The sequence below is a fragment of the Anaerovorax odorimutans DSM 5092 genome (assembly GCF_000426305.1).
GTDB lineage: Bacteria > Bacillota > Clostridia > Peptostreptococcales > Anaerovoracaceae > Anaerovorax > Anaerovorax odorimutans.
The window spans coordinates 1-13854 of sequence record NZ_AUFC01000024.1 but is presented as its reverse complement, the minus strand read 5'-3'; the positions used below and the strand labels follow the sequence as shown (position 1 = coordinate 13854).

Sequence of the window (13854 nt, the reverse complement as noted above, 5' to 3'; positions counted from 1 at the left end):
TTATTAAGCTCTTACTTTTTTCCCTTTATACTTTGATCTACTTGTTAATTGACACATTACATAATAAAGGGGACTGCATATAAATATTGAAGATGCACACCCAGCAGCAACACCAACAATTAAAGGTAATGTAAATTGTCTTATAACGTCACCACCTAAAATAAATAACGGAATAATAGCTAAAGCTGTTGTAAGTGAAGTCATTAACGATCTTACAATAGTCTGATTTATACTTCTGTCTATTAATTTATCTAATTGCGATTTTTTCATTAATCCCAAATTTTCACGTATTCTATCAAATACTACTATAGTATCATTTATTGAATATCCTACTACAGTAAGAAGGGCCGCAATAAATGGGTTATTAACAGGTACATGGAATAATCCGTAAAATGCAATCAATACTAATACGTCATGTAGAACACCTGCAATAGATGCAAGTCCAAATTTCCATTCAAACCTAATAATAATATATATAAGCATGCCAATACTGGCAATAATAACTGATTTAACTGCATTTTTCTTCAATAAATCTCCAATAGACGGACCAAATTGATCAATAGTAAGAACAGACTTTTCATTAATATCAAAAGTCTTATACATATCACTTAATACTTCTTGTCGTTTTTCATTATCAAGTGCTTGTATTGTTCTTATAATTATTTGTTCATTAGATTTACCCGCATGTACAATCTCTGCCTTAATATCATGAGATTTTAAAATATTTTGGACTTCAGCAGTCTTGACATTTTTACCCATATCAAGTTGAAGCATAGTTCCTCCAGTGAAATCAATTCCTAAATTAAATCCTCTTATTCCACCTACTAATAAACCTACTACAACCACAATAATACTAATAGAGAAAAATATCTTTCTATATTTAATAAAAGAAAATTCCTTTTTAAATTTAAATGTTGCTTCATTATTTTCTTTTATTCCAAATAGAATTTTCTTTCCAAACAACTTGCTTTCTGCCATAAGATTTAAATAAACTCTTGTTACGACAACAGCAGTAATAATACTTGCAACAATACCAAGCATTAATGTCATTGCAAATCCTTTTACAGAACTTGTCCCTAATTGATATAAAACAATAGACGCAATTAAAGTAGTAATCTGTGAATCAATTACTGTAGCCATAGCCCTTTTAAAACCTGAATCTACTGAAACTCTTAGAGATTTACCGTTTACCATTTCTTCTTTTATTCTAGAGAATATTATTACATTTGCATCTACTGCCATACCAATAGCCAAAATAATACCAGCTATTCCCGGTAATGTGAGAACGCTTCCCATTGCAGCCATAACCCAAAGAACAATAAGTACATAAAGTAATAACGCAATGTCAGCGGCAATTCCCATAACTCGATACATTAAAATCATAAAAATGAAAATAAGAGCAATACCTATAAGACCTGCAATAATACTCATTTGTAATGCACCAATGCCAATACTTGCAGCCTGTACAGAAGTTGTTACTTCTTCAAGTTCTACAGGCAAAGAACCCCCTCTTATAAGAGCTGCATCTTCTCTTGCCTTTTCTTGTGTATATCCACCTGTAATACTAGCTTCTCCATTGGAAATAATATCATTTACTACAGGTGCAGAAATTATTTGACCATCTAAAATAATCATAATTGCTTTGTCGTCTACACCATCAACTTTTGATACAACTTCACCATTAAGTGCTTTTCTTGTAGCTTCTTCAAAGGCTTTAGTACCTTCCGAATTAAATTTTAATGTAACTGCATATCCACCTTTTTCCTTATCTAAAGAAGTTCCTGCATCTTTAACCATACTTCCATCAAGTACTACAGTATTATCTGCCAATGCAAATTGAAGTTGTGCAGTTCTGCCTATAGCTTTTATTGCAGCATCTGCATCTTCAGCCCCAGGCAATTCTACTCTGATTCTATTTTTGCCTTCTATTGTTACAGTAGGTTCAGATAAACCCATACTGTTTACTCTTTTTTCAATTACAGCTTGTGTTTGATTCATTAATTTTTGTAATTCTTCACCTTTTTTGTCTGTCTGAGCTTCCATGACAACGTATACGCCGCCCTTTAAATCAAGTCCTAGCTTCATATCTTCCGATATAGGCTTAATTTTTCCAACCCCAAATATACTAACATACCAACCAAAGGCAATAATTAAAGCTAATAAAATTGCTATGATTTTTTTCATTTGTTCAGTTCACCCTCTATTCTGCATTTTTTTATTTAATAATTAACATAAAATTCCCATGTTAATTTAACATTACAGATTATTTTACTACTTTTTTGATATTTTCACAAGTAAAATCATATACTACAATAAAAAAATGCTTAACTACGTAAATTTACACCAATCGTTCCGCCAATACTACCGAATAAAACGCAAATTATGTATCTTAAATGAAAAAGTCCTAATTCAATGGTAGTATTAAAAACAGTAGTCAGCATACCTACTATTACAAGTAATAGTATTACTGAATATCCCATCCCATAAAAAAAACCTTTCTTTTTAATGTAGTATCCCATATACAATCCGATAAACATACATGACAAGCATAAAGATATAAGTACATAAATATTTGACCATCTTTCCGGTAATGATCCGAATTTTACTATTAAATTAAATAACAGAGTTAATAAAACAAAAAATATTAGAGAATATACTAGACCTTTTATATTTTTTAATGCTTTTTCCATTATAAGACCTCCTAAACTTTAAAAAACTGGACAATCTTGTCTAAATTAGTTTTTTTATATTATATTTTTTAAAGTTTTTTATATACATGAAAATTAATAATAAATATAAAATTCTCTTTATTGTTTGTACTAAATAATTTAATATAATAGCTTAATCTTTTAATTTGGTTAGTCCCGCACAGGGTTTTCTATATGCAAAAAACCCTGTATGGACTAGACCCTACAGGGATAAAACAGATAATATAATTGCTTATTATTTAAAATCTTTTTCTTCTGCAATTTCTGCTTCTACTTCTACTTCTGTTATTTCATCAGATGGTGACTCAGTCTTCTTTAATTTCTTTGGAAGAGCTTTTTTAGGTACATCATCTTTCATGTCATCAGTAGATTTTGCAGTATTTTTTGCCGGATTTGCATTAACAACCTTAGAGATTGACCATCTCATTACTTCAAACTTTGTTTTATCCGCTCCAACTTGAATAACTAGTGATTCATCTTTTGTTTTGACAACTTTACCACAAATTCCACCAATTGTTATTATATCATCTCCTACTTTTATTGCATTACGCATAGCAGTAACTTGCTTTTCCCTCTTTTTCTGAGGTCTGATAAGTAAGAAATACATAATAAAAATTAATAAAATTAAAGGCACAAATGTCATAAGACTTTGATTATTCATGGCATATCCTCCTCTTTTAGATTATAAATGCATTATATAGTAAATTTTTTTAAATGTAAATGTTTTTTTCTTGATTTCTATTTGTAAATATGTTATTATAAATTTTGTTACGCCGGCGTGATGGAATTGGCAGACGTGCGGGACTCAAAATCCCGTGGTGGCAACACCGTATCGGTTCGACCCCGATCGCCGGCACCAATTTCAAGACTTTTAGAGTTTTAAACGAAAACTTTAAAAGTCTTTTTTTATATAAATATTTTTTCAAGTAAAAAACCCTCAAATAAATTTATCGAGGATTTTTTACTTTACTAAATTATTTTATCGTTAACTTATATACTAAATTTAAACTACTGATTTCCTGACATCTGCTTTTCAGCCATATCAACTAACTTCTTTGTCATATAACCACCTACATAACCATTCTGTCTAGCTGTAAGATTTCCCTTATCAATAGCATCATAATTAGTGATGCCAAGTTCATTAGCAGTTTCAGATTTCATACTGTTTAATGCATTTTTAGCATTTGTCTTCTGAGTTGTCTTCATTAGTAATCACCTCCTTTGTAATCTTAATTTAACCTTTTTAAATTAAAATATTACAAGTAACTATTAGTAACATTACTAATGTTTAGTAATAAAAGAGAATATTGGTGATTACTAATTTTAAGCCTTACTTTTCAAAAATACTACATTAATCTATAAAATCATTAATATATAAAATTAATTAAGATTTCTTAATTAATTCTTTTATAACTCTTGAAATTTGTATAATAACAGTTGGCGCCACCGCACAAACGATTATATATATAAGGTTATTAATACTTAATGGCAATACTTCAAATAAATTTTGCAATGCCGGTATGAAAAGTGCACAAGAAAGCAATCCCATTCCTATTATAAATGCACCTATGCTATATAAGTTAGAAAATAAACCTAATTTAAAAATAGAATATTTGCCCCTTGAGTTAAACCCATGCCACAGTCTTGCCATACATAAAGTGGAAAAAGCCATAGTCCTTGCTGTTTCTGCACTTATCTCAAGCCCTTTATAATAAGCTATTATTGTAAACACAGCTATGAGAAATCCTTGAATTCCTATAGCTATTAAAAAGTCTTTTGTTAAAATTGATTCTTTACTGCTTCTTGGTTTTTCTTTTAATAAATCCGTAGTAGATTTTTCCATTCCAATAGCAATTGCCGGTAAGCTATCAGTTAATAAATTAATAAAAAGCAAATGTACTGCTGTAAATGGCACCGGTAATGCCATAAGTGATGTAAATAAAACTGCTAAAATGCCTGATGTATTTCCTGACAATAAAAACTTTATAGAATTTTTAATATTTGCATATATATTTCTACCATTTGTTACAGATTTAATAATGGTAGCAAAATTATCATCTGTTAAAATCATTGAAGCAGCATCTTTGGATACTTCTGTTCCTGTAATGCCCATTGCAATTCCTATATCAGCTTTTTTCAATGCCGGTGCATCATTAACACCATCTCCTGTCATTGCAACTATATGCCCCAATTTTTGCCACATCTCTACTATTCGTATTTTATGTTCCGGTGAAACTCTTGCATAAACAGATATTTTAGGTAATATTTGAATCAATTCTTCATCGGATATTTTATTTAATTCAACTCCTGTTATTGCCATATCTTCTTCTTTTAAAATTCCTATTTGTTTAGCTATAGAAGATGCAGTAATTTTATGATCACCAGTAATCATTATAGGCTTTATTCCTGCAGTAAAACAATCAGAAACCGCCTTCTTTGACTCCTCTCTAGGAGGATCAATCATAGCAATCAATCCTATAAAGGTATATTGATTTTCACTATCTAAAGTAATATTCAAATCCGGTACTGTTTTTTGGGCAAAAGCTAACACTCTAAGACCATTATTCGACATATTAAAGTTTTCTTGTTTTATTTTCTCTATATCATCATCCGTAATTGGTCTTTCCTTACCATTTTCTAATATTTTATTCATCTTTGTAGCTAAAACATCTACTGCACCTTTTGAAAACATTAAATATTCACCATCTAATTCGTGAACAGTACTCATTATTTTTCTATCAGAATCAAATGGAATTTCAGCTAATCTACTGTATAATCTTAATATCTCTTCGTAATTTTTATTATTATTAAGGTAGTAATCTATTAATGCTGTTTCAGTTGGATCTCCTGTAGGTTTTCCCTCTATCAAACAACTATCATTACATAATACTGATGCGAGAAGTAGCTTTTCAGTTTCATTTTCCGAAAAAGTGAATTTGTTCTTTACAGTCATTTTATTTTGTGTCAAAGTTCCTGTCTTATCTGAACAAATAATAGAAACACACCCTAAACCCTCAACGGCTCTAAGATTTTTAATAATTGCATTTTCTTTTGCCATCTTTGATGTACCAATTGCCAGGGAAATAGTTACTATTGATGATAAAGCTTCCGGAATAGCAGCAACTGCCAAAGCTACAGCAAACATTAGAGAATCAATTATTTCCATACCTCTATATATACTAAGACCTAATATTAAAGCACAGATTATAAGTATGATTATAGAAAGCTTTTTACTAAAATTATCTAAACTTACTTGTAAAGGTGTTTTTCTTTCTGCCGTAAGATTCATCATCGTTGCAATTTTTCCGAGTTCTGTATTCATACCTGTAGATGTAATGACTATAGATGCCCTTCCATAAGTTACTAAAGAACTTGAAAAAACCATATTTTTCTGATCTCCAAGCGCTACATCTTCACTTTCAATGATTTCCTCTGTCTTTGTTACTCCTTCTGATTCTCCGGTTAATGCGCTTTCATTAACTTGTAAAGAGTAGTTTTCAATTATACGCCCATCAGCCGGTACCAAATCACCTGCTTCTAATACTACAATATCTCCTACTACAATATCTTTTGAGTCTATTACTTCTCTTTTTCCGTCTCTAATTACCTTAGCCTTAGGTGATGATAAATCTTTTAAACTTTGTAGTGATTTTTCTGCTTTGAAATGCTGTATTGTGCCTAAAATAGCATTTAATATAATAACAAAAAATATGACTAACGTACTCTCAACATTTCCTGTTAACATGGAAATAATCGCTGCAATAATTAAAATAATTACTAATAGATCACGAAATTGTCCAAAAAAAACTTGTAAAAAACTTTTTTTCTTAGTTTCTTCTAATTGATTTTCCCCATATTTTTCTCTATGTTCAATAACTTGACCTTTTGTAAGCCCATCTTTATTCGATTTTAATTCATTCAGTATTTCGGTTTCTGATTTATTATAGTACATTGCTTTTACTCTCCTTTAAACTTTATCATTCCCAGTTACACCAAAAAAAGACTTTTATTACAATAAAAAATCATAATAAAAGTCTTGCTTTTTAAAGTATTTGCGAGCTAATCTTATTAAGCCGTATTGACGCATAATACCACAACTATTAATTGTAAGCTACTCCCTCTTATAAGTATACGATTATATAATAATACCCTTTAAAACATAATTTAAACACTTAGTTTCTATTTTACATGAAATATTTTCATATTTAAGTATAAATCAATAACTGATATCAGAATTATATAAACATAGAAACTTTAAATATTATTTTATAATTGAATATTTAAAAAAATAAATGCTAACAATACCATTGAGGTGATTAATATGGATTATACAGGTTTCAAAGATTTTCCTTTTCCTAAAAAATTGTCAAAATCAGATGAAAAAATAAAAAACTTTTTCTTCTCACTTTCTGATGATGAACAATTAAAATTACTAAACGGCAGTAAATCTTATGAAATGTTTCATGAGCGAATATCAAAATTTATGACTAAACATTAATAATTATTGAAAAATCAGCTCACTAGTTTTTTTAAAAGTTATGGGTTGATTTTTTTATGCTTCAACTATTTTTCCCAAATCTTCTTTTTCCTCTGAAAGTTCCGTATTTAGAATTGTAACTTGCTCCAATGGTTTTATGTTATCCGATTCTTCGTTATTATTGTCAGACTTAATGTTTTCTTCCAAACTTTCAATAACATCATTCAGGTTTTTACCCTGATTTTGATTAAGTTGCAAAGCTTTATCCTGCAAATCTGAAATTAATTCTCTTTTTTCATCCAAAGCACGTTTTTCATTTGCAATCATATCCTCAACTTTAGTTTCTCCATCAAGGCCTTTACTCTCCAATATATCTATATGGATCTCTCCCATATTAATTTCCGATTCTTTTACACGGGTTTCACCTTCAACCTTGCTTTTTGCAGCAGAAATCTTTTTCGCTTGTTTAATATCTTCCGTCAAATTTGCGAGATTGCTTAAATGTTCAGTTTCAAGCTGATCCTCAGTTTTATTTTCACTGAGATTATTATTATTTGACTTTTTTTCATCATCCTGTGTAACTGCTTCTTTTGTCTGTTTAGCATAGATATCATCAATTTGTTCATTTATAGAATCAAGTAAATCATTATAAATTTTAATTTGATCTTTGATGTCATCCATATCTCCGCCGTTTTCAATTGTTTTATTAACAAGATTATTTTTCTTTTCTATAATAGATTCCTTTTGTTTTGTAAGATCTTGTATCATACTCATCATTTTACCTTGTGGAGTAAGAGATACTCTGTCCTTATTTGAGCTGTTACTATTTACATTATCCAAATTTGAGTTATTATTATCAAATTTTCTGTTTATACTGTTTACATTAAAAAATGTATTGTTTGATTGAAAACAATTATTGTATATACGCATTAATCTTTCCTCCCAACAAAATGCAATATATAATAAATTATATATTATACTTTTCATTAATTCTAAATACCTCTATTATATTTATCGACTTATTTTAAAAAAACTTTAGTATTTATGGAAATATTATCTAGTTCTTCTTAATTACATAAAATATTTTATACTATTAATTAAAGCTTACTAACATTATTTATTATATATTTAGGTAACATAGTTGTATAATTATTGCTATTTTTCTGAAATACGATATAATCAAAATATAATTTTTATAGAAAGGTAATCCCATGACTCTTCAACAACTGAAATATATTATAAAAATAGTAGAATTCAGATCAATTACAGAAGCGGCAAAGCAACTTTTCATTACACAGCCCAGTCTTTCAAATGCTGTAAAAGAACTTGAAAATGAACTTTGTATAGAAATATTCAACCGCTCTTCTAAAGGAATTACTCTCACTATTGATGGTGCAGAATTTCTTTCTTATGCTCGCCAAGTAGTTGAACAATCTGAACTTCTTGAACAACGTTATAAAGGAAAAAAGCCATCTCGACAGCTATGTTCTGTTTCTACACAGCATTATGCTTTCTCTGTAAATGCTTTTGTTGAACTTGTTAAAGAAAGCAACGCAGATGAATATGAATTTACACTACGTGAAACACGTACTTACGATATTATTGAAGATGTAAAAAATATGAGAAGTGAAATTGGAATCATGTATATTAATGACTTCAATGAAAAAGTAATTACTAAACTTCTAAAAGAAAATCGCCTTGAGTTTCATCCGCTCTTTGAAGCTGATCCTCACGTTTTTATAAGTGCCACAAATCCTCTTGCAAAAAAAGAACAAGTAACGCTTAAAGATTTAGAAGATTTTCCTTGTCTTTCATTTGAGCAAGGAGAATTCAATTCATTTTATTTCTCCGAAGAAATTTTAAGTACTGTTTATCATAAAAAAAGTATCCATGTCAGTGACCGGGCAACACTCTTCAATTTACTTATAGGTCTTAACGGATATACCATTTGTACAGGAGTATTAAGTTCAGATTTAAACGGTAATGATATTATTTCTGTACCACTTATAACTGAAGAGAAAATGAAAATTGGTTGGATCGTTAATTCAAAAGCAAATTTAAGTAACGCTGCTAAAAGCTATATTGAACATTTAAAAACATTAATTTCAAAATATGGATTTGTTATAATGGAATAGAAAAAGCACGCTCTGTTATTTTGATATGATACTCCTAAAGAAGACACAATAAATAACCAAAAGCTAATTTAGAAGTATCATATTATATTTTTCAGAACGTGCTTTTTTATGCAGTAATTTTTTCTATATTAATAAGGCTTGATATTGCATTGCTAATTTTTTCTGCAATATAAGAATTATTCATTGTATAAAGATGAATTCCATCAATACCTTGTGCAATAAGATCAACAATTTGATCAATAGCATATGCAATTCCTGCATCACGCATAGCAATTGGATTATGCTCGTATTTTTCCATTATCTTTATAAATTTTTCAGGAAGATTTACACCGCATAAAGTAACCATCCTTTCAATTTGTTTCTTGTTTGTTACCGGCATAATTCCTGCTTGAATAGGAACATTTATTCCTGCAATTTTTGTTCTTTCCAAAAAAGAATAAAAGTAACTGTTATTAAAAAAAAGCTGAGAAATAAGCTGATCTGTCCCTGCATCAACTTTAATTTTTAAATTTTGAATATCAGAAATTATCCCTCCTGAATCCATATGCCCCTCCGGATAACAAGCTCCTATTATATTAAAATTACCATTTTCTTTTATAAATGCAATCAAATCACTTGCATGTTTGAAATCATTTTTAGGCATAACCTCAGGATTAAGATCACCTCTTAGCGCTAGAATATTCTCAATCCCTTTTGTTTCAAGATTTCTGATGATATCGAGAATATTTTCTTTTGTAAAATTAATGCAGGGTAAATGAGCAACACTCTCTACACCATACTTGTTCTTTATATCTGCTGCAATACTAATTGTAGAATCGGATCCATTTCCGCCTGCACCATAAGTAACGCTTATAAAATCAGGAGAAAGTCCATTTAATTCTTGTAAAGTATTATAAACTATATCAATGGAAGAAGTTTTTTTTGGTGGGAAAACTTCAAAGGATAATACTGTCTTACGATTAAACAGATCTCTTGTTTTCATTATAATTCACCTCTCATTATAATTCATCTCTCACTATTTTGGCTGCTTTAACAAGGTTTTCAAGGCTCTTAACTGTTTCATGATTTCCTCTTGTTTTAAGACCACAGTCAGGGTTTACCCATAGTTTTTCTTTTGATATTTTATTAAGCATTTTATGCAGAATATTTACAATTTCTTCTGTTGATGGAATTCTAGGTGAATGAATATCATAAACGCCAGGTCCCACTTCAGTCTTAAACATACATTCATTCAAAGAATCAATAATAGTAAGATCTGAACGTGATGCTTCAAATGTAATAGCATCAGCATCCATATTGTCAATATCTTTAATAATATCACTAAACTCACTATAACACATATGGGTATGAATCTGGGTTTCTGCGTTTACGCCACTATGAACAAGTCTAAATGCAGGAATTGCCCAATCAAGATACTCAGTATGCCAATCCGATTTTCGTAAAGGCAGCTTCTCTCTAAGTGCAGCTTCATCAATTTGAATAATTTTTATTCCATTTGCTTCAAGATCAAGGACTTCGTCACGAATGGCAAGTGCCAGTTGTAATGCACACTCTCTTAATGAAATATCTTCCCTCGGAAAAGACCAATTTAATATTGTCACAGGTCCTGTAAGCATACCTTTAACATATTTTTTTGTAATACTTTGAGCATATTTTGAATACTCAACTGTCATAGCTTTTTTTCTTGAAATATCTCCCCATATAATAGGAGGCTTTACACATCTTGTTCCATAAGATTGTACCCATGCTTTTTCTGTAAATAAATATCCCTCAAGATTTTCTCCGAAATATTCAACCATGTCATTTCGCTCAAATTCACCGTGAACAAGAACATCAAGTCCAATTTCCTCCTGTAGTTTAATACATTCTGAAATTTTATCTTTATTAAAATCTTTATATTGTTTTTCAGAGATCTCTCCTTTTTTATAGGCTAATCTGTTTGCTCTTACTTCTTTAGTTTGAGGAAAAGAACCAATTGTGGTTGTAGGAAGAAGCGGTAAATTAAAAATACTTTTTTGTAATTTTTCTCTTTTATAAAAATCAGGACTTCTTATAAAGTCATCCTCTGAAAGTGACCTTACCTTTTCTTTTACAAAATCATTTTTGCCATGTCTTACTTCCTCAAACAATTTAATATTTCTTACATATTCATTATTATTAAAAGGTGTTTTACAAGTCAACAGCATTTTTAAATCTTCAAGTTCATTCAATTTTTCCGCAGCAAAAGAAAAATATTTTACGTATGAATTATCCAATTTTTTTTCATTTTCAACGGTAAATGGCACATGAAGAAGGGAACATGATGTATTTAAAACTATATTCTTGGCATATGATTTTAATTCATTAACCAACGATAAAGTTTTCTTATAATTATTACGCCAAATATTTTTACCATTTATGACACCTGCAAATAAGACTTTATCTTCCGGAAACTTATTAGCTTTTATAAGAGAAAATGTTTTTTTACCTTCAACAAAATCAAGTCCAATACCGTCAAAATTAAGATTAATCACTTCATTATAACAATCACGAATATCACCAAAATATGATTGTACAAGTATTTTTGCATTCCCTTTTGACTTTAGAATTTCATTATATAATTTTTTAAAAAATAAAATATCTTCACTTGATAAATCTGTTACTAAAATCGGCTCATCAATCTGAATCCATTCAACACCTGCTTCATTTAGCTTTTTAATAAGATCACAATATGCATTTATAATATCTTCTGTAAAGTCATAAGCAGTTTTTTCTCCGCTGAACTTTGCAAGTTTTAAAAATGTAAAAGCCCCTATTACAACAGGTTTCGTTATAATATCCAGTTCTTTTGCTTCTATAAATTCATTAACTATTTTATTGTAATTAAGATTAATCTTTGTGTCATCATCAATTTCAGGTACCATGTAGTGGTAATTTGTATTAAACCATTTCTTCATTGCAAGTGCTTTAACATCACCATTTTCACCTTGATATCCCCTCGCCATTGCAAAATATTCAGAAAGGCTATCAAGTCGAAGTTCTTTATATCTTTTTGGAATAGTATTTAACATAACTATGGTATCAAGCATTCCATCATAAAAAGAAAAATCATTTGAAGGAATTAAGTCAAGGTTACTGTCTTTTTGTAATAGCCAATGTTTCTTGCGGAGTTCTTTTGCCGTAGAAAGTAGTTCTTTCGCTGTTTTTTCTCCCTTGAAATAACTCTCCGATGTAAATTTAAGTTCCCTAAGAAATCCTATTCTTGGGAATCCGACTATTGATGTTTTCATTGTAATATATCCTTTCAAATTAAATTATATTAAATATAATACAAAATGCTCATCATAGGGTAACTCATATTTTTTATATTATGCCATAGGAATTTCCTATGATCACAAATAAAGATTCTACTTACAAATAAACCATATAATTATAGTTTTATTTGTAAGTACTCTAATAAAATTATTTCATACATTCTATAAAACAATATATTTTTATTGTTTATCAATATTTTTTTATTGACTTATAGTTATTTTCAATTTACAATTAAGAATAAAGAGATATAAAAATATATTAAAATTTTAGAAAAGGGCAAATTATAATGAAAAAAATTATTTTTACTATTATACTTATTATTTTTTCTTTAATGATATTTTCATCATGCTCATCAGAAAATCAAACTGATGAACTTTCTAAAACGCTTGGAATTAATCTTGATGAAGGAACTATAATAGAAAATTTAGATACTCATGGTGGATTTCATGGAGACGGATATACTTATATTAAAATAAGTTTTAAAGATGATTTAGGAAAAATAATTACAGATGAAATAAAAAATAATGAAGATTGGTGTAGTCTTCCTTTTACAGATAATTTACATACTGCTGTATACGGAAAAGAAACCAATTCCAGTTCTATTGGTCCTATTGTGACAAAAAATGAAGGACAAATACTTTTCCCTTCAATTAAAAATGGATATTATTTTTTCTTTAACAGGCAAAATGGAAACAGTAATCCAAAAGATGATTCCAATTTTTTTAACCAGTATTCATATAATTTTACAATTGCATTATATGATCCTAATGAGAATGTTTTATACTATTACGAGCTAGATACTTAGAATAAAGACATATCAAATAAAAAACTATATGGTATTATATCTAGTATATAGTTTTTATATTTGTGTCATTAGTACAATATAGATACAAGAATAATTAAACTGAAGTAATACAAATAAGTCATTGTTTCATGAACTTCCCATTATGAATAGAGAATTATCCGATTCTGCGCAAAAAAATGCCTCTGAATTTTAGCAAACTTAGAGGGGCAGGGTTGGATAATTCCATAGCACGAAAACGCGGAGCTATATGTAATTGCTATGGGGATTGTAACTGTTCGTTTCTACACAATTTAAGAATATTATGGGTAAAAATCAAGAAAGCAATATATATACCTATACTAAAATGTTAAAATAGGCATAGCAAAGCTAACCTCGCAAGGAAGCTTGAAAAAATTTATTCGGTTTGCCAAAATGGCGGTGAAAGTCCACTTTTGA

Annotated in this window: 11 protein-coding genes and 1 tRNA gene; 4 read left to right on the top strand and 8 right to left on the bottom strand. The window is 29.2% G+C overall.

Annotation, left to right across the window (positions count from 1 at the left end; translation table 11 throughout):
• Positions 1-3: 3 nt before the first annotated feature.
• The 3 genes from K292_RS0109555 to yajC form a co-directional block, all read right to left on the bottom strand.
• A complete protein-coding gene (locus K292_RS0109555) occupies positions 4-2184 on the bottom strand; it encodes a protein translocase subunit SecDF (protein ID WP_027399660.1) in 2181 nt (726 codons plus the stop codon).
• Positions 2185-2324: 140 nt separating this feature from the next.
• A complete protein-coding gene (locus K292_RS0109550; RefSeq protein WP_027399659.1) occupies positions 2325-2690 on the bottom strand; it encodes a TIGR04086 family membrane protein in 366 nt (121 codons plus the stop codon).
• A 253-nt stretch (positions 2691-2943) separates the two neighbouring features.
• The gene (yajC, locus tag K292_RS18285; protein WP_084145959.1) at positions 2944-3369 is read right to left on the bottom strand and encodes a preprotein translocase subunit YajC; all 426 of its coding nucleotides are present in this window, start codon (positions 3367-3369) and stop codon (positions 2944-2946) included.
• A gap of 111 nt (positions 3370-3480) precedes the next feature.
• Between yajC and K292_RS0109540 the strand changes: the two genes are divergently transcribed.
• Positions 3481-3567: transfer RNA gene (locus tag K292_RS0109540), tRNA-Leu, on the top strand.
• 149 nt (positions 3568-3716) lie between these two features.
• On the opposite strand, the gene K292_RS0109535 is transcribed toward K292_RS0109540, so the two are convergent.
• The gene (locus K292_RS0109535) at positions 3717-3914 is read right to left on the bottom strand and encodes an alpha/beta-type small acid-soluble spore protein (RefSeq protein ID WP_027399658.1); all 198 of its coding nucleotides are present in this window, start codon (positions 3912-3914) and stop codon (positions 3717-3719) included.
• Positions 3915-4092: 178 nt separating this feature from the next.
• Positions 4093-6660, bottom strand: coding sequence for a calcium-translocating P-type ATPase, PMCA-type (locus K292_RS0109530; protein ID WP_037372943.1), 2568 nt, complete (start codon positions 6658-6660; stop codon positions 4093-4095).
• A 369-nt stretch (positions 6661-7029) separates the two neighbouring features.
• Here K292_RS0109530 and K292_RS18625 point away from each other — a divergent pair, with 369 nt between their 5' ends.
• Positions 7030-7206 carry a hypothetical protein gene (locus K292_RS18625; protein ID WP_156900511.1) on the top strand — a complete coding sequence of 59 codons (177 nt, stop codon included), beginning with the start codon at positions 7030-7032 and terminating at the stop codon, positions 7204-7206.
• A 54-nt stretch (positions 7207-7260) separates the two neighbouring features.
• Here the strand turns inward: K292_RS18625 and K292_RS16640 are convergent, their stop codons facing one another.
• Positions 7261-8115 carry a hypothetical protein gene (locus K292_RS16640; protein WP_051280586.1) on the bottom strand — a complete coding sequence of 285 codons (855 nt, stop codon included), beginning with the start codon at positions 8113-8115 and terminating at the stop codon, positions 7261-7263.
• A gap of 281 nt (positions 8116-8396) precedes the next feature.
• Here K292_RS16640 and K292_RS0109515 point away from each other — a divergent pair, with 281 nt between their 5' ends.
• Positions 8397-9320, top strand: coding sequence for a LysR family transcriptional regulator (locus K292_RS0109515; protein WP_027399656.1), 924 nt, complete (start codon positions 8397-8399; stop codon positions 9318-9320).
• Positions 9321-9426: 106 nt separating this feature from the next.
• Here K292_RS0109515 and metF read toward each other — a convergent pair whose 3' ends face one another.
• Both metF and metE read right to left on the bottom strand, forming a co-directional pair.
• Positions 9427-10302 (bottom strand): methylenetetrahydrofolate reductase [NAD(P)H], encoded by an 876-nt coding sequence (metF, locus tag K292_RS0109510; protein WP_027399655.1) that lies wholly within the window; start codon positions 10300-10302, stop codon positions 9427-9429.
• A 16-nt stretch (positions 10303-10318) separates the two neighbouring features.
• Complete coding sequence (metE, locus tag K292_RS0109505) at positions 10319-12589, bottom strand: 5-methyltetrahydropteroyltriglutamate--homocysteine S-methyltransferase (RefSeq protein WP_027399654.1); 2271 nt, start codon at positions 12587-12589, stop codon at positions 10319-10321.
• Positions 12590-12900: 311 nt separating this feature from the next.
• Between metE and K292_RS0109500 the strand changes: the two genes are divergently transcribed.
• Positions 12901-13419 carry a hypothetical protein gene (locus K292_RS0109500; RefSeq protein WP_027399653.1) on the top strand — a complete coding sequence of 173 codons (519 nt, stop codon included), beginning with the start codon at positions 12901-12903 and terminating at the stop codon, positions 13417-13419.
• Positions 13420-13854: the final 435 nt, after the last annotated feature.

Bases quoted from the DNA above. Each gene is read 5' to 3' on its own strand.
- K292_RS0109555 (WP_027399660.1), bottom strand. From the start codon at position 2,184: ATGAAAAAAATCATAGCAATTTTATTAGCTTTAATTATTGCCTTTGGT.
- K292_RS0109550 (WP_027399659.1), bottom strand. From the start codon at position 2,690: ATGGAAAAAGCATTAAAAAATATAAAAGGTCTAGTATATTCTCTAATA.
- yajC (WP_084145959.1), bottom strand. From the start codon at position 3,369: ATGAATAATCAAAGTCTTATGACATTTGTGCCTTTAATTTTATTAATT.
- K292_RS0109535 (WP_027399658.1), bottom strand. From the start codon at position 3,914: ATGAAGACAACTCAGAAGACAAATGCTAAAAATGCATTAAACAGTATG.
- K292_RS0109530 (WP_037372943.1), bottom strand. From the start codon at position 6,660: ATGTACTATAATAAATCAGAAACCGAAATACTGAATGAATTAAAATCG.
- K292_RS18625 (WP_156900511.1), top strand. From the start codon at position 7,030: ATGGATTATACAGGTTTCAAAGATTTTCCTTTTCCTAAAAAATTGTCA.
- K292_RS16640 (WP_051280586.1), bottom strand. From the start codon at position 8,115: ATGCGTATATACAATAATTGTTTTCAATCAAACAATACATTTTTTAAT.
- K292_RS0109515 (WP_027399656.1), top strand. From the start codon at position 8,397: ATGACTCTTCAACAACTGAAATATATTATAAAAATAGTAGAATTCAGA.
- metF (WP_027399655.1), bottom strand. From the start codon at position 10,302: ATGAAAACAAGAGATCTGTTTAATCGTAAGACAGTATTATCCTTTGAA.
- metE (WP_027399654.1), bottom strand. From the start codon at position 12,589: ATGAAAACATCAATAGTCGGATTCCCAAGAATAGGATTTCTTAGGGAA.
- K292_RS0109500 (WP_027399653.1), top strand. From the start codon at position 12,901: ATGAAAAAAATTATTTTTACTATTATACTTATTATTTTTTCTTTAATG.